Raw genomic sequence first — 18,058 nt, 5'->3', positions numbered from 1 at the left:
ACTCCGCTCTGTCCCGCGCCGGCCGGCGACCAGCAACCTGCTGGGCACCGGCCGCGCGTCGGCATGCTGCCGACGACTGCCGAGCCTCTGCTGCGCCGTTACCCACGATCGCGACACCAGGCAGTTGAAGCATCCGCCCGCGCTGTCGGCGCCATCGGCATACCCCGAGACCCCTCGGTTGACTTGCCGAGCACGTCCCGGGCGATGCGGTGGATCGTGTCGAGCGTACGGTCCCGTCCGCCGACGCCTTCGACCATCAGTAGTAGATGCCGTACCCCAGGCAGGGCGGCGGCCTGCTCCAGCGCCTCCTTGCAGCGGCGGGGTGAACCAACCGGGTGGATGGCGGCGAGCCGCTCCACGTAGGAGGACAGGTCCGGAGGGCCCGCCGGGGTGCCGTCCAAGCGGATGTACTCGCGGGTGCCGGCCAGCAGCGCCGGGAGCCCGACGCGTACGGCGTCGGCGGCCTGCTCGTCGTCGTCCTCGATGTGCGCCAGGTGCACGCTGGCATGGCCGACGCGGTTCACGTCGTGGCCGTGCGCGGCGGCGGCCCGGGCATAGCGGTCAAGGAGGCTGGTCTTCTCGTCGAGGTCGGCGTGCAGGCCGAGCAGCAGCGGCATGCCGTGCTGCGCGGCGAGGTCGACCGTTGTGGGCGAGGTCGCCGCGACCCACACCGGTATCCGCCGCGCGGGCCGTGGCACCACGGACACCGGCCGGAAGGGGAACCGGTCGTTGCCGGCCACCGTCGGGGCTCCGGACAGCCAACGACCCAGAAGCTCCAGCGCGTCGTGGAAGCCGGTGTGGAAGCCGTCCAGGCCGGTGCCGAACACTTCCAGGTCGACCCACGGGCCGCCACGGCCGACACCGAGCCGGAACCGGCCACCGGACAACTCGTCGAGCAGCACTGCCTCCTCGCCCAGCGCGACCGGGTGGCGGTTGGACAGGATGCAGGCGGCGGTGCCGACCGTGATGGTTCGGGTGGCACCGAGCAGGTGCGCGGCGAAGGTGATCGCCGAGGGACACACGCCGTAGGAGATGAAGTGGTGTTCGGCGATCCAGACTCCGGCGTACCCGGCGGCCTCCGCGGCGCGGCCGTACGCGTGGGCGTCGGCGAGAGCCGTGGCGTGGGTTGCGCCTGGGCGGTGCCCGGCGAGCAGGAACAGGTGGACGTTCATGTCCTGGCCTGCTCGCCGGGCGGGGACCGGGTCAGCAGTCACGCAGCTCGGGCGACTGGTTGAGCAGCTGGCCACGGACGGAGACGAAGCGGCGGTAGGTGTCGGAGTCGACGGCGGAGAGCCGGAACGCCGCGACGCGGTGGCAGTTCTGGAAGGCCAGTTTCACCCCGAAGTGGCGCTCGAGGCTTGACCGGATGGCGTCGCTGGCCAGGGCGCGCAGGAGCTGGCCCCGCTCGGTCTCGGTCGGTGGTGGGACGACGTTGTCGGCGAAATCGGCGTCGAACGACTCCAGGTCAGCTGCCACCCGGCTGACGACCTGCCAGGCGTACGGCAGTGAGTCGCGAACACAGGCCACGAACGCCTCGTCGTCGACGGGACCCGCCTCGGCGGCTTGCAACAGGCTCGGTGGCACGGCGAGAGACATGCTCCTCCTCACACGATAACGATCACTATTGTCGTTAGCGTCGCGTCACGAGCACATCACGTACTCTCCGTGTCGTCAATGGCACTGCTCGTGTTTCCTCGCCCTGGCAAGGACGGTCGGCGACATGCCCCCTTTCGTCGCAGCAGGGCAGGGTGGCGCTCGGCGCAGCACCCGCAACGCTGGTAGGCCGGCCGGCGCGAGGCCCGGTGGACGGTGGGCTCGCGCCGGCCGGGTCCGCCGTTTGCCAGGTACCCCCTACCTCGGCGGACGCCTGGGTTCAGTTACCGCTCGGGAGCGGTGGTCAGGGGATGACTTCAAAGGTCCAGGTCTTGGCGCCGGAGCTGATGGCGGTGCCGTTGGAGGCGAGCTTTCCGGTGACTTCGAAGGTGACGGCGTAGGTGCCGGCGGCGTCGAAGCCCCAGTTGACGTGGGCGTGGGTGTTGTAGTTGACGTTGAGGCTGTCGGGCAGGCCGTTGCCGCTGTCGAACAGCACCGTCGGGGTGCCGCCGGAGACGGTGTAGACGCTGAAGCCGGCCGGTCCGGTGACGTTGGTGAGTTTGAAGGTGACCCGATTGTTCTGGAACACGCCGTGGGGCACCTCGGCGGTGTTCCAGCCTGCCCACAGGAGACCGGAAGAGCTGGCCTGCGGTAGCACCCAGGCCTGACCGCCGACGCCGAGGAAAGACCAGGCACTACCGCTGGGGACGGTGACCTTGGCGGTGTTGGGGACGCGCAGGACGACATCGGCGGGATTGCGCTCCACCGACGGGCTGACGGTGTCGTCGAGCAGACTGACGGTCAACGCTCCCCCGGCGTAGTCGACGTCGATGACGTCGACGTGCCCGCTGGACAACACGATCGGCGCCGCGACAGCGGGGATGGCGGTGCCGGCGAGCAGCGCGGCGGTCAGGGTGAGACCGGTCAGGAAGCGGCTACGGGTCCGCATGGTGTTCACTGCTTGACCACGACGCGTAGGGTGGCCGCTTCGCTGGTGACCTGCGCCCCGGTGGCGGCGAGGATGCCGGTGACACGGAAGGTGACGCGGTAGGTGCCGGCCCGGTCGAAGGCCCAGTTGGCGTGCAGGTGGTCACCGGCGGTGAGGACGACGGTGTCGGGCAGGCCGTCACCGCTGTCAGCGAGGATGTTGGGCTGCCCGACTGCGTTCTCGGTGTAGATGGCGAGTTGCCCGGGCCCGCTGACCGACTGCACGGTGAGGGCGAGCGCGTCGGCGGTGAAGGTTCCGGCCTCGACCTCCTCCGTAGCGATGCCGGGCCAGACGAGGTTGGTGTTCTGGATCTCGGGCAGGATCCACACCTTCGACGTCCCAGGCGTGCCGAGAAAGCTGAAGGCGGGATCGTTCGGGACGGTGACCCTGGCCTGGCGCTTGACGACGACCTTGACCTCGTCGGTGGCGTACTCGACGTCGTTGTCCTCGTCGTGGACGCCGAGCTCCAGTTCGCCGGCCTCATAGGCGATGTCGACAAGGTCGAGATGTCCGGAGCTGAACGTCACCAGGGATGCCTGTGCCGGCGGTGCTGCCGCGAGCAGCGCCGCGGTCACCACCCCGGAGGCGAGAAGCAGACGGATGGGCTTGGGCACGGAGAACTCCTTCCCGCGATCCCCTGTGGACCACAGTTATTGCAAATGGTAGTCGTTTTCTATAGTGCGGGGAAGGTCTGGTCGGTGGTGTGCGGGCCGCGCCGGCGTGACGTTCGCGCCGACATGTCGCGGTGCAGGCTGCGTCAGGTGTCCGACCCGTGCAGCGTCCGGCAATCGGGCGTCCGTCGCGGTGATGGCGTTCGCTGGAGCCGCCGCAGCATCGGGGGCAGCGCCCGTACGACGTGGCGGCCTCGCCACCGAGGCCGCCACGTCTCCCCTGGTCCGCCTGGAGGTACACGCTCCTGAGCAAATCGTCGAGATGACAACCGAGTTCGTGTCACGTGCGGTGCTCGGGCCGCCGATCACCGCATCGGCGTCGTCTACCGCGCCGCCGGTGACGGGGCCTGCGGGCGAGCCAGGTCGGACAGCGGCGCGCGTCGTGTGTCATCTGTGGATTCGTGCCTCGAACGCCGCCACCGTTTGGTCAACAGGCCGTGGCGGGGCGCGATCAGCCAGGCGGCGAGGAAGACGGCGGTGGCGATCAGGACGATGGTGCCGCCGACGGGGGTGTCGTAGCTCCAGGACAGGTACAGCCCGACGGTCGCCGACGCGCCGCCGATCACCGGGGCGAGCAGCATCATCACGCCGAGCCGGTCGGTGAGCAGGCGGGCCGCCGCGGCGGGGGTGATCAGCAGGGCCAGCACGAGGATGTTGCCGATGGTCTGCAGGGAGATCACCACGGCCAGGGTGACCAGGACGTAGAGCACGATGTCGAGCCAGAAGACCGCAAGCCCCATGGCGCGCGACATCTCCCGGTCCAGGCAGACGGCGACGAATTCCTTGTGCAGGGCGAGCGCCAGGCCGAGGATGACCAGGCTGGCGCCGCCGACGACGTAGAGGTCCCGGTCGGGGATGCCGGTGATCGAACCGAACAGGAACTGTTGCAGCGACCCGGCGTATCCGGGGGCCTGCGAGATGATCACGATGCCGAGGGCGAACGCGCCGACCAGGAAGACGCCGATGATCGAGTCCTCCTTGACGCGCCGGTTCTGCGCGAAGATCGCGATCAGCAGGGCGGTGGCGACGCCGGCGACGGCGCCACCGAGGACCAGGCTGCCCTGCAGGACGAAGGCGACCGCGATGCCCGGGAAGACCGCGTGGGCCACGGCGTCTCCGATGAACGCCATGCCCCGCAGGACGACGTAGCAGCCGACCACGCCGCAGACGATGCTGGACATCACCGCGATCGCCAGCGCCTTGGGCAAAAACGCGAGATCCGGGTTGAGCAGGTCGGTGAGGAAGTCGGTGATCGACATCAGGCCGCCCTCACGAGTTTCAGCAGCGGGGAGGTTTCGCTCACGCCGAAGGTTTTCGTCCACAGCTCGGCGTCCTGCAGATCCGCCGGGTGTCCGTCGGCGATGATCCGGCCGTTGAGCAGGACCAGTCGGGTACAGGTGTCCACTGCGGCGACGAGGTCGTGGGTGGTCATCAGCACCGCGTGCTCCTCGCTGGCCAGGCTGGTGAACAACTGGCCCAGCAGTTCCTGGGTGGGCATGTCCAGTCCGGTGAACGGCTCGTCGAGCAGCAGGATGCGCGGCGCGAGAGCGAGGGCCCGGGCGACCAGGACACGTTGGCGTTGCCCGCCGGACAGCTCTCCGACCGGCCGGCGGCGCAGCTCAGTGAGCTGGACCCGGTCCAGGGCGTCGCCGACGGCCCGCCAGTCGGCGACGCCGGGCCGGCGGAGCAGACCCATGCGGCCGGTCCGGCCACTCATCACGGCTTGCTCGACCGAGATAGGGAAGTCCCAGGTGAACTCGTGGCGCTGGGGCACGTAGCCGATGTCGGACCGGCCAGGCCGCGACGGCTTGCCCTCCACCAGCACCCGGCCCGCGCGGATGCGGGTCAGTGCCAGGATGGCGCGCAGCAGGGTGGTCTTCCCGGCGCCGTTGGGTCCGAGCAGCCCGACCAGCTCACCCCGGTCCAGGTGCAGGCGTATGTCCCGCAGAACCGGCCGACCGCCGAGGTCCACGTCCAGCTGGTCAACCTCCAGCGCTCTCAACGGTCACCCCCGGACGACAAGGTCGCGCGTTCTCGCTCTACCTGCCGCTTCGCTCTTCGTCCGCGTACCAGCAGAAGCACCAGGCCGCTGGCGAGCAGGGCTGCCATCGCCAGCAACGCGGCGAGCAGCAGCCGCTGGGAATCATCGGCCGGCTCGCCGGCCTCGGCCCGTTCACCGGCGGCCGATGCCTGCCCCGCCGGCACGAGGGTGTCCGCCGTGGCGGCGTATGCCTCGTCGGCGCTGGCGGCGTCTCCCACAGCGAAACGCAACGTGCGGGTCGCTGTCACCGTCTCGCCGCCGATCAGGTCGGCGGAGACCTGCACCGCGATCAGGTAGACGCCGGGGGCGGTGAAGACCCAGTTGGCGTGGGTGTGGGTGTTGACCTCGGCCCAGAAGGGCTGTGCCTTCGGCTCGGTGGAGCGCCACAGCGGCTGGGGCGGGGCGAAGTTGCCCGACTGCAGATACGTCGTGAGACTGCCCGGTCCGCGTACGCCGCGCACGGTCAGGGTGACACCCCGGTCGATGCTCTGCATCACCCGGGGGTCCTGGGTGTTCCAGCCCAGCCACACGACGTCGGGGCTCTGCACCTGCGGCACCACGTACACCTTCGTGCCGGCGTCGACGCCGAGGAAGGCGTAAGCCGGGTCGTCCGGAACGGTCTGCAGCGCGGCGTCGGTGACCCGCAGCACGGTCTCGTCGGGGTTGCGCCACACCGGCTGTGCCTGCGTGCCGTCGTGAATCAACAGCGTCCACTGGTCGCCGACGTATCGAGGGCCGATGTCGACGTGCCCGGCGGAGAGTTCCGCCCGTCCGGTGGCCAGGGGCTGGTCGGCGGCGAGCGACTGGTTGAGGTCCGGTGTCGGCTGCTCGGCCCGCACCGGGGTCTGCGTCGTGGCCACCAGGAGCGCCGTGGCCAGCGCGCAGCGCGCGATGGTGATCGTCGTGCGGATGCTGCCTCGCGGCTGTCGTGCCGTCACTGGCTTTTCCATCAGTTGTCTCCGGTCAGGCAGTCGTGCAGTGATTCGGCGTTGAACCGCATCATCTGCAGATAGCTGGTGATGTCGCGGTCGAGGGTGTCGCCGTAGATCGAGCAGATCCGCAGGCCCTGCTCGCGGGCTACCTCGGTCAGGGTGGTGGACCGGGCGGCCAGTCCGGGTTCCAGGAACACGGCGGGGATCTTCAGGTTGCGGATCGTCTCGACCAACCGGCGACGATCGGCCAGGCTCGGCTCGGTGGCCGGGTTCGGGGTGACGAAGCCGGAGATCTGGATGCCGTACGCCTGTCCCAGATAGCCGAACGCGTCATGCGTGGTGATCAGGTGCCGTCGCGACGGCGGGATCCGGGCGATGGTGTCCCGGATATAGCTGTCGAGCTGCTCCAGTTCTCGGACGTAGGCCGAGGCGTTCGACCGGTAGACCCCCGCACCACGCGGGTCGGCTCCGATCAGGGTGTCGCGGATGAGTTCGGTGTAGGAGATGGCGTTGCGGACGTTCTGCCACAGGTGGGGGTCGATCTCGCCGTGCACGTGTTTGCCGAGGACCGCCTGCGGAAGCTGGTACACCTGGGTGCCGGGCCGGCCGAGGAACCGGAACCTGCGGTCACCGGGCACCTCGAGTAGCGCCTTGCCCGGCACCTCGATGACGGTGCGGGCCGGGTCGTAGACCCGCTGGTTGGCCTCGCCGCTGCCCTCGGGGTCGGCGAACAGGTAGAGCCGCCGCTGGTCGAGGTCGACGGTGAGGTCGGCGTGCCCGGAGTTCAGGACCGCCACGCCGGTCATGCCGGGCACCGTGTGCGGATCCACCCCGACGGCGAACGTGAACGTCTGCTCGCCCATCGGGACCGGGGGTGACTGCGCATCGACGGCCAGCTGCGCCCGCATGGTCAGCCGGTAGACGCCTGGTCTGGTGAACGCCCAGCTCATGTGCGTATGCGCGTCGGGTGGCAGGGTGGCGGTGTCGTCGCGGAAGCCGTTGCCGGGATCGAACCCGTCGGAGGAGTCGACGTAGAACGACGGGTTGCCGAACGACTCGGTCAGGTAGGCGACCACCACACCCGGGCCGTCGGCCGAGGTGGCGCTGAGCAACACGTCGGAGGCGCGGTTCGCCCCGTGCGCCGCACCGGTGCCGCGTACCCGCATGCCCAGCCAGATGGTGTCCAGCGACACGTCCTCGACCAGCGGGATGATCTCCGCGGCGTACTTCACCGCTCCCTCGGCCAGCGAGACGTTCGGTACGCCGTCGCGCAGGTTGGCATCCAACGCCTTGATGATGGCCTGCTCCTCCAGCAGCAGGTAGTTGCTGAACGCGACGTCGGCGTAGACGACATCGCGGATGTCGCGCAGCGACGGCTCGTAACTGTGCGGATCGGCGCCGTCGGGCACCAATGAGCTGACCGCTACCCGGTCACCGCCGACATTGCTCACCAGGTCCCGCAGGATTCCGGTGGTCGTGATGACCTGCAGGCGCTCGTCGTTCGCGCTCAACGCCACCTCCGACCGGCAGCCCGCGACCAGCCCTACGATCAGCAGCGGCAGGATCGCCCGCCGCAGCCCTGGCGCGACCAGCGGGCTCACGGATTTGCCCTTGCGGTGTCGGCGAGGCCGGCGCGGCGACGACGAGTGAGCAGCATCAGCACGGTCCCGACCGCGACGAGGACCACGCCTGCCGCGGCGGCCGACAGGACCCAGCCGGTGCCGGTACGCGGCAGACTGCCAGCACCCTGTTCCTTCCCGTCGTTGTCTCCGCCGCCTCCGGAGCCACTGTCTGGTCCGAAGCCGCTGGTCGGGTCGGTGCGGTCGCCGACGGCGATGGTGAGCGTCTTCGTGTCGGTGACCGCCTTGCCCGCGGTGGTGGTGCCGCTCATCTGCACCGCGAGGCGGTACAGACCGGGCTCGGTGAACGCCCAGTTGCCGTGCGCGTGGGTGTTCAGCGGGACGCTCAGCTGCTGCGGGAACGGCTTGGCGGAATCGAAGAGCACGTCGGCCTTGCCGAACGAGCCGGTCAGGAAGAGTGCGAACCGGCCCGGCCCGTTGACACCCTTGAGCGCCCAGGTGACGGTTCCCTTGACGCCGGACACGACGGACTGGTGCTGGGTGTTCCAGCCGGGCCAGACGATGCCGGCCTGCTGGGACTGCGGCAGCAGCCACACGGTGTCGCCTTGCTTGCCGAGGAACTCCGCCCCCGCCGGAACGGTGATCTTCGCGTTGTCCTTGACCTGCAGGACCACGTCGGCGGTCTCCCGCCAGACGGGCGGGCTGCTCCGGTCGTCCTTGATCCGGATCGTCCAGGTGTCCGCGGACAGCTGCGGGCCCATGTCGACGTGCCCGTCGGCGATGACCTGCCGGGCACCGGCCGCGGTCGTCGCCGCCTTCACGGGCGGCGCTACGGCAGGCTTCGGTGTGGCTTCCGGCTTCGGCGCGGCGGCGGGTGCGGCCAGTGGCCGCGGTGCTGACTGCCCCTCGGGCGGCACCGGCTGGCGTACGGCCGGCAGCGGCGCCTGTTCGGCGGGACTGATCGTCGGCACATGCACCCGGTACGTCGCGTCGGCGCTGACCTTACGGCCCGAGCGCAGGGTGGACGAGCCGGTCAGGGTGAACCGGTAGTCGCCGGCCGCGTCAAAGACCCAGACCACACCGCCGGTACGCATCCCCACCGGCAGGTGCGCCGTCCGCGTCACGCCGGGACGGCTGCCGAACAGCGGGCTCGCCTCGCCGATACCAGCCAGGGTGTAAGCGGCGAATTCACCGGGCCCCTCGACCGAGCGCAGGGTTAGGGCGACCGTGTCGTCGACGACGACGCCCGGGCGTACGCCGGTGGTGTCCAGGGCCGGGAATCCGGTGTCGCCGGCGGACAGTGACCACACGGGGTGTCCCGTCGGCCCGAGGAACGCGAAGGCCTTCCCGGGCGGTACCCGGCCAGCGAGGCCACCGTCCGGACCGAGTATCACCTCGGCCGGGTCATGCCCGGGCACATCGTGTGCCACCTGCGCGGCGTCGCGGATGCGCAGCGACATCGAGTCACCGTGGAGTGCCAGGGACACCAGGTCCGCGCCGTCAGTGGTGATCCCGGCCGGTTCCGCGGCCGCCGGCGTCGTCCCGGTGGTCAGGGCCAGCACGGTCAGGGCGAGGCCGGCGACACCGGCACGCAGGCTTCTCATCGTCATTGCTTGCTCCCCAGGCGACGTGGTGATGGGTCGTCGTGCCGCATCGCGACGGTGTGGCCGGTGGCGTTGCCGCCACCCGGCGTGGTCTGAAGGCAGGTAGGGCTTGACCGTGTCAGGGCGCGTCCTTCCCCGGGTGGTCGACGTCCGGGCCACCCGTACCGATCGCGTCGGGGACGGCGGTGTCCCGGTCGCCGGAGACCCGGTCGGCGTCCCGGCTGGCTTCGATGCGGCCCTGCTCCCGGGCGGCGGCCACCACCCGGGCGATCTGCCGCGCCCGCCGTCGGCGCGCGGCGATCACTGCGAAGCCGACAAGGGCGAGCAGGGCCAGCAGGACCAGCTGCGGCCAGGGCACCGCCCAGATCGAGGTTCGCGCCGTGGCGACCGCCGGCGGAGGGTCGAGGACCTGGTCGCCCACGGCGGCGGGCGTGACAGCGCCGCTTGCGGTCAGCCGGAACAGCGGCGGGACACCCGTCATGCGTACGGTGGTGGTCAGCCCACCGCCGGGCAAGATCTCCGGCAGGTCCGCCGCGTCGATGGATCGCCGGCCGAGACCGAACGGTCCGGCCACGCCGAGCGTGGGCCGCCCCGTAAGCCGGACGTTGCCGGTGTTCCGGACGGTGAAGGTGGCGGTGAGCGTGCCACCGCCGAGGGGGTTGAGCGAGCCGCTGTGCTGTACCCGAAGCTCCTCGACGGTCAGCGCCGGTTGCAGCTCACCGGTCACCCGCAGGTAGATCCGCGCGCCGACGCGGTGGTCGACGGCGACCTGGTTGCCCTGGGCGTCCGCCGTCGTGGCGGCGAGTGAGGCGACGATTCCCCCGGCGTGGTCGCCCGGCGTGGCGTTGTCCGGCACGGTGAGGGTGAACGGAACGTTCAGGCGGGACATCGACGGGATGGTCACGCGGCCTTGGGTGAGCCGGACCCAGGCGCCGACGTCAGTGGGTTGCTGGCCGCCGGCCAGGAGGTCGAAGCCGCCCTGTGCGGTGGTGAACGCGTCGCTGGCGTAGAGGTTCAGGGTGAGCGGGCGCGGCGAGTGGTTGGTGACCGCGACGTAGTCGGTCAGGGTGGCGCCCGGGTCGAGCTTGTAGGCGAACGTCGGCCGGCCGTTCGGGCCCTTCGCGCTCGACGGCGCCACCCCCCAGGTCACGGCGGACGGCGCCGACGATGCGCCAGGTGTCGGCGCGGGCGGTGCCGGTGACGCGCCGAGCAGGACGACGCCGGTGGCGATGGTGGCGAGCAGGCGCATGGTGGAGACGGTTCCGTTCAGGGTGAGGGATGGGGTGGGCGGGTCGCGGCAACGCCCCGCCCACCCCGCGGCCGTCCGGTGACGCAGCTCAGCGCCGGGTAACCGGACGGGTTCGGGCGATCAGATCGCGGTGAGGGTGAGGGTCGCGGTGTAGGTTCCCGCGGCCGTCTCCGTGGGCAGGCTCAGCCGCAGCCCCGCGCTGAGCTGGGCGGTGCCACGTCCGTTGCCGCTGGGCGCCGTACCCAGCACCGCGCTGGTGCCGAGGCCGCCGCCGCTACCGACGACATACGGTGCCACCTCCGGTCCGGCAACCACACCCTGCCCGGCACCCTGTGCCAGCACCCGGGGGCTCCAGCCCAGGTAGCCGGCGCTGAACGTCGCACCGTCCGGAGCGGTGAAGTCGGTCGGGATCTGCCCGGAGGCACTCCATCCCGGCTGACCGGCGCGGGTGTCGGTCACCGTGACCGGTCGCAGCTCACCATTGCTCTCCCACCGGTCGCCGCCGGGGCTGAGCTGCGCGGGCGGCAGCACCACGGCCCGGTCGTCCGGGTTGACGCTGATGACCAGCGAGCCCTGCGTCTCGTCGATCGACGCGGTGATCGTCTGCGATCTGCCGGGATCCTGCGGCGGGAACGCCACCCAGAGGGTCACCGGTTCGCTGGTCGCGGCGACGGTGTGGTCGTCGTCGTAGAGCTTGGCCAGGTACTCGCAGGCGTTCAGCTCCCGGGTCGCGGTGAACGAGTAGCTGGGCCCCGCCTCACCCGCGATGACGGCCCAGTCCGCCGTGCCCGGACACCTGCTGAACCAGTGGTAGTGGTCCAGCTCCGTCTGCGGCGTCTGCACTGCGGTGAGCGTGACGGTGTCGTTCGGTTGGTATTCGTCGGCCATGCCGCTGACCGACAGGCTGACCTGCGGGCCGCTGCCGGACAGTTCGCCCACGACGAACGAGTAGTCGACCGGCCCGGTGCTGACCGTCGTGCCGTCGGTCAGCGTCGCGTCGGCCTGGAACTTCAGGGTGTAGCTGCCAAGCGCGCTGAAAGCCCAGTTGGAGTGGGCGTGGGTCTTCACCGGGACGTCGATGGTGTCCGGCAGGCCGTCGTCATCACGGAACTTGATGATCGGACCGCCGAACGAGTCCTGCGTGAACAGCGTGACGGTGCCCGGTCCCTGCACGTCGACCAGGCTCAGCCGCACCTTGTTGCCCTCGAACACCCCCGTCTTCAGGGTCGTGGTGTTCCAGCCCGGCCAGAGCAGACGCGGGTCCTGGGTCATCGGCAGCAGCCAGATCCGGCTGCCGGCCGGTCCGAGGAAGGCGAAACGGGAATCGTCCGGAACGGCCATGGCCGCCTCCGGCAGAACCTGGAACGTCACGTCCGCCGGGTCCCGCGTCACTGCGGGGCTGACCGTGTCGTCGTTGACCTTCAACGACAGCGCACCATCCTCGAAGTGCACGTCGACCGCGTCGGTGTGCCCCTTGGACAGCACCACCTTCTCCGCCGCCGACGCAGCGGTGGGTGCCAGCATCGTGCCGGCGACCACCACTGCTCCGGCGACCAGGGCCGCGAAACCGCGAGCCCTCACTGTCGTATTCATACCTCCCCTTTCACACCGCGCACGCCTGCGCGCGGTGATACATGTGGTGACGTCACCGCGACGCCTTGCGTACCCCGGGCATCTCGCCGCGCAGGGCCAGCTCGCGGAACCGCACTCGGGACAGCCCGAACCGGGTCAGCACCCCGCGTGGGCGGCCGTCGATCTGGTCGCGCGACCGCAGCCGCACGGGACTGGAGTCGCGCGGCAGACGACTGAGCCGGCGGACGGCTTCGGCGCGAGCGTCCGGGTCGGTGTCCGGGTGGGCGACCAGGCGCTTCAGCTCGGCTCGCGCCTCGGCGTGGCGAGCCACCAGTTCCTCTCGGTGCCGCTGGCGGTTGACCAGGCTCTTCTTGGCCATCAGCGGGCCTCGCGGAACTCGACGTGGCGGCGTACGACCGGGTCGTACTTGCGCAGGACGAGCCGGTCGGGGTCGTTGCGGCGGTTCTTGCGGGTGACGTACGTGTAGCCGGTGCCGGCGGTGCTGCGCAGCCGCACGATCGGACGGACGTCGGTCTGGCGGGCCATCAGACCTTCGCCCCCCGGGCGCGCAGTTCGGCGACGACCTTCTCGATGCCCTTGCGGTCCACAGTCTTCAGTGCCTTGGCCGTGAGGGTGAGGCTGACCCACCGCCGCTCCGACGGCAGCCAGTAGCGGTGGTTCTGCAGGTTGGGGTTCCAGCGGCGGCGGGTGCGCCGGTGGGAGTGGGACACGGCGTTGCCGAAGCTCGGCTTCGCGCCGGTGACGTCGCAACGTCTGGACACAGTGATAACTCCTCACTCAACTCCATAACGATAACGAAAACGGTTTTCAGTCTCGCATCAGCCGATCGGCCAGTTCGACGCGGGGTCGTCGACGACCTCGACGGAGCAGTCGACGCCCAGGCGATAGCCCACGCCACGCAGCGTCGTCACCACGGGCAGATCGGCACCGACCTTGGCGCGCAGCCGCCGGACGTGGACGTCCACACTCCGAGGGCTCGCGTAGGGGTGCCCCCAGACCCGGTCCAGCAACTGCGCGCGGGTGAAGACCTGGCGGGGATTCGCGACGAGGCACCACAGCAGGTCGTACTCCCGACGGGTCAGCACGATCTCGGCACCGCCCCGGTAGACCGCCCGCGCCTGCGGATGGACCCGCAGATGCGCACCCGAGTCGCGCGCCGACGGTGACGCCGGGGGCCAATCCCCGCCCAGCAGCGCCAGCAGAGCGGCGAAGAGGTCGACGTGCTCGTGAGCACCTGGGCCGATCCTCAGGTGGACCGTGACGGTGAGGACCTCGCCGACCCGACGCGCCTCCGCCTCACCCACCGGCACATCCCTGTTCACGTCGACGACTCGCATGTGCCTAGAATGACAATCGTTTTCAAGTAAGTCGAGAGGAACACGATGCCGTCTTCACCACAGGCCCCGACCCGCGCCGTGACAGCAGACGCCGATACCCGCCCGTCACTGACCGTGCTGTCCGGGTTCTGGCCATCGGCGACCTTCGCAGTCGCTCGCGCGCTGCTCGCCGCCGATGAGTCACTGCTGCTGGTGCGGCACGACCTCGCAGGGATCCGCGACGGCGTCGTCCGGCGGGTGGTCCGCTCCGGCGCCGGCATCATCGAGGACGAACAGGTCGTGCTGCGACACGGCTGCGTCTCCTGCACCCTGCGCGAGGACGTGCTGCCCACCCTCGTCCGACTCACCCACGGCCACCCCGGCCGGGACCTGGTGCTGATGCTGCCCGAGGTGGCGGAGCCGGAGGCGGTCGCCGCCGTCTGCGCCCATTGCCTCGTCGACGGCGCGCCGATCGCCGACCATCTCCGCATCGACTCCTACGTGACCGTCCTCGACGCCGAACATCTGCTCGACGGCCTGACCAGCACCGAGGACCTCATCACGCTGGGCATCCAGGCCGCCGCCGACGACCACCGCTCGCTCGCCGACGTCGTGGTCCGGCAGATCGAGTACGCCGACACCCTGGTGCTCTGGGGACAGTCCCGCGAGGGAGAGTTCGACACTGGACGGATGGCGGTCCTGCTCCAGCGGATGGCACCCTGGGCCGCCCACATCCGTGTCGACAGTGACATCGTCGATGCCGGCATGCTCACCCGCCAGCTGCGCCACACTCACCGGTACCGGCTGGAGACCCCGGGGGTGCTGGCCCGCGGCCTGCAGGGCTACACCCTCGGCGTGCACGAGCCGAAGCCCGACTGCGGAGTCGTCTCCGCCGTCTTCCGTGCCCGCCGACCGTTCCACCCGCAGCGTCTGCACGACGTCCTCGAAGAGGTCAACGCCGAGGTCATCCGCTCCCGGGGCCACCTGTGGCTGGCCAGCCAACCCGACACCGTCGTGGCCTGGGAGTTCGCCGGTGGCGGCCTGTCCATGGGATCCCTCGGGCACTGGCTGGTGAGCCTGCCCGAGGACCGCTGGGAACACGTTGACGACCAGCGCCGCCTCGCCGCCGCCCTGGACTGGGACCCCTACTACGGCGACCGGCACCAGCACCTGGTCTTCATCGGCCTCGACATCGACCCTGTCGAGCTGCACCGCACCCTCGCCGGCTGCCTGCTCACCGATGCCGAACTCGCCGACGGCGAGGAGACCTGGCGCACCTACCACGACCCGTTCGCCGGCTGCTTCCCCCTCGGGGCGGAGGAATTGACCGACACCGACACCGACACCGACACCGACACCGAAGGAGCGCAACCCGCATGAAGCCCACCATCCACCCCGAGTACCGACCCGTCGTCTACCGCGACAAGGGTGCCGACTTCGCCTTCCTCACCCGCTCGACGGCCACCAGCGACCAGAGCATCGAGTGGACCGACGGCAACACCTACCCCGTTATCGACGTCCAGATCTCCTCAGCCAGCCACCCCTTCTGGACCGGCAAGCAGCGCCTGCTCGACACCGCCGGCCGGGTCGAGAAGTTCCGCGCCAAGTACGCCCGCCGCGGCCGCCAGGGCGGATGAGCACCGACACAAAGGTCGCCGAGCTGGCGCCTGGTCGACGCCGCCCGACGGGACCGGCGGTAGCGCAGTTCCACCGGTGTCGGACCAGCGAGACCCGGTCACCGAAACGACAGCCACGGTGCAGTCTCGGCAAGTTGAACGACTTGGGCAGGACGGGCCACTACAGTGCCTCAAGTGGAAATGGTTTCCACCTACATCACGATGGAGCAGTCCGAATGAAGATCGCGTTCGTTGGCAAGGGCGGCAGCGGCAAGACCACGCTGGCGGCCCTCTTCGCTCGCCACCTCGCCGCCGGGGACCGGCCGGTGCTGGCCATCGACGCCGACATCAACCAGCATCTCGCAGTGGCGCTGGGAGCGAGTGAGGAGGCCGCAGCGCAACTGCCGGCGCTCGGTGACGCCTTGCCGCAGATCAAGGAGTACCTGCGTGGGGACAACCCCCGGATCACCTCGGCGGCCGCGATGGTCAAGACCACCCCACCCGGTGCCGGCTCCCGACTGCTGCGCGTCGCGGAAAGCAACCCGGTGTACGACTGCTGCGTCCGCGAGGTGGGCGGGGTGCGGCTGGCCGTCACCGGCGCGTTCAGCGAGGAGGATCTGGGGGTGGCCTGCTACCACTCCAAGGTCGGCGCGGTGGAACTGCTGCTCAACCACATGGCCGACGGCCCGGCCGAGTATGTGGTGGTGGACATGACCGCCGGCGCGGACTCCTTCGCCTCCGGCCTGTTCACCCGCTTCGATCTCACCGTCCTGGTATGCGAGCCCACGGTGCGCAGCGTCGGCGTCTACCGCCAGTACGCCGGCTACGCCCGCGACTACGGGGTCGCCCTGGCGGTAGTCGGCAACAAGATCGAAAACACCGCCGACGTGGACTTCCTCCGCGAACACGTCGGAGCGGACCTGCTCACCTGGGTCAGCCGGTCGGCGTACGTGCGCCGCGCCGAACGTGGCATCGTCGACCCACTGGACGCCCTGGAGCCCGCCAACCGCGCGGTGCTGACGCAACTGGCCGACGCCGTCGACGCCACCGGCCAGGACTGGGAGGAGTTCACCCGCCACGCCCACGAGTTCCACCGCCGCAATGCGCACGCCTGGGCCAACGAGCGCGCCGGAACAGACCTGACCGCCCAGATCGACCCCGACTTCGTCATGGGACCCGCGGCACGGCTTCCGGTACGGGCTCTCGGCTGAGCCGGCAGCGCGGTCGCGGATCGGGTCGCGGCAGGGGCCCACCGACTGCTGCCTGGCCGACAGCGATCAGCGGGCGCACTCCGCGCAAGTGCCGAAGATCTCCAGGGTGTGGTCAACGTCGGTGAAGCCGTGCTGGACGGCCATCTTGTCGGCCCACCGTTCGACGGCAGGCCCGGCCACCTCCACCGTGCGTCCGCACTCGCGGCAGACCAGATGATGGTGATGCCTGCTCTGGCTGCACCGGCGGAACAACTGCTCGCCGCCGGGCAGCCGCGTGGAGTCGATCTCACCGGCATCAACCAGCAACTGCAACGTGCGGTACACGGTGGTGAGGCCGACCCGCGCCTTGCGGGACAGCAGCATTTGATGCAGGTGCTGCGCCGAATGGAACCCCTCGACCTCGCGCAGCAGTGCCAGCACCTCAGCTCGCTGGCGGGTGTTGCGGCTCACGTTGGGCATGGTCTGAGTCACCGTGGTCGCGTCCTTCTCCAGTGCCGGCCGCAACATGTCAGCCGTCCTCGATCTCACCGTTCGCCGGTGACAGGACCATTATGCGTCGCGTGGCCGCACGTCTTGCGTCACCGACCGCGGTCCCCACCAAGCGCTGCGGTGCGGACACCGGGTCGGCCTGCTCGTGGTCGTGCAGATCACTGAGGTCCAGCCGGGGAACGGATCAGGGAGCAGCCGCCACGCGTCCTCCCCCGCGGCAACCTCCGTGTCGGTGAGCAGGCAGCCCACCAAGGCCTTCCGCAGCCCGTCGCCGTCCAGGCCGACGCCGATGAGCACGAGTTCCTGCTGCCGGTCACCGAAGACCGGATGCCAGCGAGACTCCAACTCGACCCGCTCGTCGGGATCCTGCGGCCACTGGCCCGACACCACCACCGGGTCACATCGTCCGTCATCGAGGAAACCGCCGTTCTTCGCGCGGTCCGCGTCGGCGACGTCGTGTACGCCGACGCCCGCATCACCTGGGGCCGAAGGCAGCTCCATGGAGGTCACGTAAAGGTCACCGCCGACCGGTGGGACCGCGGCGTACCACCGGTCGATGTAGCCACCGCCCACCTGGTCATGGTCGCTGTCGACGACGACGGTCAATCCCCCGGTGCCGCCGTTTCTGAACCGGACCTCCCCGCAGGCTGATGCGTGGTTGCGTGTCGATCGGGAGCGTGGCGACGCGTCTCCCCCTCAATGCATCAGCCCGTGCCCTGCTACGGATCCCGGTTCCTGTGCTGCCAGGCATGTCGTGGGCTACTGACCGTCGCCTATCCTGTCCGGATGGGTGGGCCGGCGGATGACCTTGGCCGCCTTGATGCCTTCACCTTCCCGACCGTGCCTGAACGCGGCGTCTACCTCGCGATCATGCGTCTGTTCACGGCGTCGCTGATGACCGACCTCTCCGCGCAACAGGTGGTCGAGGAACTCGCCGCCCACGAGATCGACATTTCCCTCGTCCGCTCGGCGAACGGGTGCAGCGGCAGGCCGATGAGGTGCTCTTCAGCGCGGACGCGGCCCGGGAGATCAGTCGGGCTGAGGCTGCCGGCGCTGTCTTCCGCCTGCTTTCGGTGAGCGGATCCCGGATGTCCGGGCCATCGGTGTGCACCGAGTAGCTTCGCCGCCCGTCGACGCGTTCACGAGCAGACCCTCGTTCCGGTATCGCAGGAAAG

At 70.0% G+C, this 18,058-nt stretch carries 20 protein-coding genes and 1 pseudogene; 4 read left to right on the top strand and 17 right to left on the bottom strand.

What is annotated here, in order from left to right; translation table 11 throughout:
• Positions 1 to 98: 98 nt before the first annotated feature.
• From VAB18032_RS12040 to VAB18032_RS11970, 15 genes are all read right to left on the bottom strand, one after another.
• Positions 99 to 1,172: an LLM class flavin-dependent oxidoreductase gene (locus VAB18032_RS12040; protein WP_013733107.1), complete on the bottom strand. Its 1,074-nt coding sequence runs from the start codon at positions 1,170 to 1,172 to the stop codon at positions 99 to 101.
• Between the two features lie 31 nt (positions 1,173 to 1,203).
• A complete protein-coding gene (locus VAB18032_RS12035) occupies positions 1,204 to 1,596 on the bottom strand; it encodes an SCO5389 family protein (RefSeq protein WP_013733106.1) in 393 nt (130 codons plus the stop codon).
• Between the two features lie 301 nt (positions 1,597 to 1,897).
• A complete protein-coding gene (locus VAB18032_RS12030; protein WP_013733105.1) occupies positions 1,898 to 2,551 on the bottom strand; it encodes a choice-of-anchor M domain-containing protein in 654 nt (217 codons plus the stop codon).
• Complete coding sequence (locus VAB18032_RS12025) at positions 2,548 to 3,195, bottom strand: choice-of-anchor M domain-containing protein (RefSeq protein WP_013733104.1); 648 nt, start codon at positions 3,193 to 3,195, stop codon at positions 2,548 to 2,550. Before VAB18032_RS12025 ends, VAB18032_RS12030 begins: the two co-directional genes overlap by 4 nt.
• Positions 3,196 to 3,575: 380 nt before the next feature.
• A complete protein-coding gene (locus VAB18032_RS12020; protein WP_013733103.1) occupies positions 3,576 to 4,511 on the bottom strand; it encodes an anchored repeat-type ABC transporter permease subunit in 936 nt (311 codons plus the stop codon).
• Positions 4,511 to 5,254 carry an anchored repeat-type ABC transporter ATP-binding subunit gene (locus VAB18032_RS12015; RefSeq protein ID WP_043720500.1) on the bottom strand — a complete coding sequence of 248 codons (744 nt, stop codon included), beginning with the start codon at positions 5,252 to 5,254 and terminating at the stop codon, positions 4,511 to 4,513. Before VAB18032_RS12015 ends, VAB18032_RS12020 begins: the two co-directional genes overlap by 1 nt.
• On the bottom strand, positions 5,251 to 6,231 hold the full coding sequence (locus VAB18032_RS12010) for a choice-of-anchor M domain-containing protein (protein WP_013733101.1): 981 nt from the start codon (positions 6,229 to 6,231) through the stop codon (positions 5,251 to 5,253). The genes VAB18032_RS12015 and VAB18032_RS12010 overlap by 4 nt, the downstream gene beginning before the upstream one ends.
• Before the next feature lie 11 nt (positions 6,232 to 6,242).
• On the bottom strand, positions 6,243 to 7,826 hold the full coding sequence (locus VAB18032_RS12005; protein ID WP_013733100.1) for an anchored repeat ABC transporter, substrate-binding protein: 1,584 nt from the start codon (positions 7,824 to 7,826) through the stop codon (positions 6,243 to 6,245).
• A complete protein-coding gene (locus VAB18032_RS12000; RefSeq protein WP_013733099.1) occupies positions 7,823 to 9,415 on the bottom strand; it encodes a TIGR03773 family transporter-associated surface protein in 1,593 nt (530 codons plus the stop codon). Before VAB18032_RS12000 ends, VAB18032_RS12005 begins: the two co-directional genes overlap by 4 nt.
• Before the next feature lie 112 nt (positions 9,416 to 9,527).
• Entirely contained in the window at positions 9,528 to 10,658 is a 1,131-nt protein-coding gene (locus VAB18032_RS11995; RefSeq protein ID WP_013733098.1) for a WxL protein peptidoglycan domain-containing protein, read from the bottom strand.
• A 120-nt stretch (positions 10,659 to 10,778) separates the two neighbouring features.
• Complete coding sequence (locus VAB18032_RS11990; RefSeq protein ID WP_193386300.1) at positions 10,779 to 12,251, bottom strand: choice-of-anchor M domain-containing protein; 1,473 nt, start codon at positions 12,249 to 12,251, stop codon at positions 10,779 to 10,781.
• A gap of 52 nt (positions 12,252 to 12,303) precedes the next feature.
• On the bottom strand, positions 12,304 to 12,609 hold the full coding sequence (rpsN, locus tag VAB18032_RS11985; RefSeq protein ID WP_013733096.1) for a 30S ribosomal protein S14: 306 nt from the start codon (positions 12,607 to 12,609) through the stop codon (positions 12,304 to 12,306).
• Complete coding sequence (rpmG, locus tag VAB18032_RS11980) at positions 12,609 to 12,776, bottom strand: 50S ribosomal protein L33 (protein ID WP_013287204.1); 168 nt, start codon at positions 12,774 to 12,776, stop codon at positions 12,609 to 12,611. The genes rpsN and rpmG overlap by 1 nt, the downstream gene beginning before the upstream one ends.
• Positions 12,776 to 13,012 (bottom strand): 50S ribosomal protein L28, encoded by a 237-nt coding sequence (rpmB, locus tag VAB18032_RS11975; RefSeq protein ID WP_013733095.1) that lies wholly within the window; start codon positions 13,010 to 13,012, stop codon positions 12,776 to 12,778. The genes rpmG and rpmB overlap by 1 nt, the downstream gene beginning before the upstream one ends.
• 57 nt (positions 13,013 to 13,069) lie before the next feature.
• A complete protein-coding gene (locus VAB18032_RS11970; protein ID WP_013733094.1) occupies positions 13,070 to 13,588 on the bottom strand; it encodes a winged helix-turn-helix domain-containing protein in 519 nt (172 codons plus the stop codon).
• Positions 13,589 to 13,633: 45 nt separating this feature from the next.
• On the opposite strand from VAB18032_RS11970, the gene VAB18032_RS11965 reads away from it, so the two are divergent.
• The 3 genes from VAB18032_RS11965 (at position 13,634) to VAB18032_RS11955 (ending at position 16,394) form a co-directional block, all read left to right on the top strand.
• A complete protein-coding gene (locus tag VAB18032_RS11965) occupies positions 13,634 to 14,947 on the top strand; it encodes a CobW family GTP-binding protein (RefSeq protein ID WP_013733093.1) in 1,314 nt (437 codons plus the stop codon).
• Entirely contained in the window at positions 14,944 to 15,204 is a 261-nt protein-coding gene (locus VAB18032_RS11960; protein WP_013733092.1) for a type B 50S ribosomal protein L31, read from the top strand. The genes VAB18032_RS11965 and VAB18032_RS11960 overlap by 4 nt, the downstream gene beginning before the upstream one ends.
• 215 nt (positions 15,205 to 15,419) lie before the next feature.
• On the top strand, positions 15,420 to 16,394 hold the full coding sequence (locus tag VAB18032_RS11955) for an ATP-binding protein (protein WP_013733091.1): 975 nt from the start codon (positions 15,420 to 15,422) through the stop codon (positions 16,392 to 16,394).
• 66 nt (positions 16,395 to 16,460) lie between these two features.
• Here VAB18032_RS11955 and VAB18032_RS11950 read toward each other — a convergent pair whose 3' ends face one another.
• Both VAB18032_RS11950 and VAB18032_RS30675 read right to left on the bottom strand, forming a co-directional pair.
• The gene (locus tag VAB18032_RS11950; protein WP_013733090.1) at positions 16,461 to 16,901 is read right to left on the bottom strand and encodes a Fur family transcriptional regulator; all 441 of its coding nucleotides are present in this window, start codon (positions 16,899 to 16,901) and stop codon (positions 16,461 to 16,463) included.
• A gap of 103 nt (positions 16,902 to 17,004) precedes the next feature.
• A pseudogene (locus VAB18032_RS30675) lies at positions 17,005 to 17,291 on the bottom strand (GTP-binding protein); the annotation flags it as partial.
• Positions 17,292 to 17,669: 378 nt separating this feature from the next.
• Here VAB18032_RS30675 and VAB18032_RS11940 point away from each other — a divergent pair.
• Positions 17,670 to 17,960 (top strand): hypothetical protein, encoded by a 291-nt coding sequence (locus tag VAB18032_RS11940; protein ID WP_013733088.1) that lies wholly within the window; start codon positions 17,670 to 17,672, stop codon positions 17,958 to 17,960.
• The last annotated feature ends 98 nt before the right edge of the window (positions 17,961 to 18,058 follow it).

Origin of the sequence: Micromonospora maris AB-18-032 (assembly GCF_000204155.1) — a bacterium.
GTDB classification, from domain to species: Bacteria; Actinomycetota; Actinomycetes; order Mycobacteriales; family Micromonosporaceae; genus Micromonospora; species Micromonospora gifhornensis.
Note: the sequence above shows the minus strand (reverse complement) of the source record. Positions and strands in the feature narration are given on the sequence as shown.

What these genes read in the sequence shown, in the direction of transcription:
- VAB18032_RS12040 (WP_013733107.1), bottom strand. Translation starts at nt 1,172, where the DNA reads ATGAACGTCCACCTGTTCCTGCTCGCCGGGCACCGCCCAGGCGCAACC.
- VAB18032_RS12035 (WP_013733106.1), bottom strand. Translation starts at nt 1,596, where the DNA reads ATGTCTCTCGCCGTGCCACCGAGCCTGTTGCAAGCCGCCGAGGCGGGT.
- VAB18032_RS12020 (WP_013733103.1), bottom strand. Translation starts at nt 4,511, where the DNA reads ATGTCGATCACCGACTTCCTCACCGACCTGCTCAACCCGGATCTCGCG.
- VAB18032_RS12000 (WP_013733099.1), bottom strand. Translation starts at nt 9,415, where the DNA reads ATGACGATGAGAAGCCTGCGTGCCGGTGTCGCCGGCCTCGCCCTGACC.
- VAB18032_RS11995 (WP_013733098.1), bottom strand. Translation starts at nt 10,658, where the DNA reads ATGCGCCTGCTCGCCACCATCGCCACCGGCGTCGTCCTGCTCGGCGCG.
- VAB18032_RS11990 (WP_193386300.1), bottom strand. Translation starts at nt 12,251, where the DNA reads ATGAATACGACAGTGAGGGCTCGCGGTTTCGCGGCCCTGGTCGCCGGA.
- rpsN (WP_013733096.1), bottom strand. Translation starts at nt 12,609, where the DNA reads ATGGCCAAGAAGAGCCTGGTCAACCGCCAGCGGCACCGAGAGGAACTG.
- rpmG (WP_013287204.1), bottom strand. Translation starts at nt 12,776, where the DNA reads ATGGCCCGCCAGACCGACGTCCGTCCGATCGTGCGGCTGCGCAGCACC.
- VAB18032_RS11970 (WP_013733094.1), bottom strand. Translation starts at nt 13,588, where the DNA reads ATGCGAGTCGTCGACGTGAACAGGGATGTGCCGGTGGGTGAGGCGGAG.
- VAB18032_RS11965 (WP_013733093.1), top strand. Translation starts at nt 13,634, where the DNA reads ATGCCGTCTTCACCACAGGCCCCGACCCGCGCCGTGACAGCAGACGCC.
- VAB18032_RS11960 (WP_013733092.1), top strand. Translation starts at nt 14,944, where the DNA reads ATGAAGCCCACCATCCACCCCGAGTACCGACCCGTCGTCTACCGCGAC.
- VAB18032_RS11955 (WP_013733091.1), top strand. Translation starts at nt 15,420, where the DNA reads ATGAAGATCGCGTTCGTTGGCAAGGGCGGCAGCGGCAAGACCACGCTG.
- VAB18032_RS11950 (WP_013733090.1), bottom strand. Translation starts at nt 16,901, where the DNA reads ATGTTGCGGCCGGCACTGGAGAAGGACGCGACCACGGTGACTCAGACC.
- VAB18032_RS11940 (WP_013733088.1), top strand. Translation starts at nt 17,670, where the DNA reads ATGGGTGGGCCGGCGGATGACCTTGGCCGCCTTGATGCCTTCACCTTC.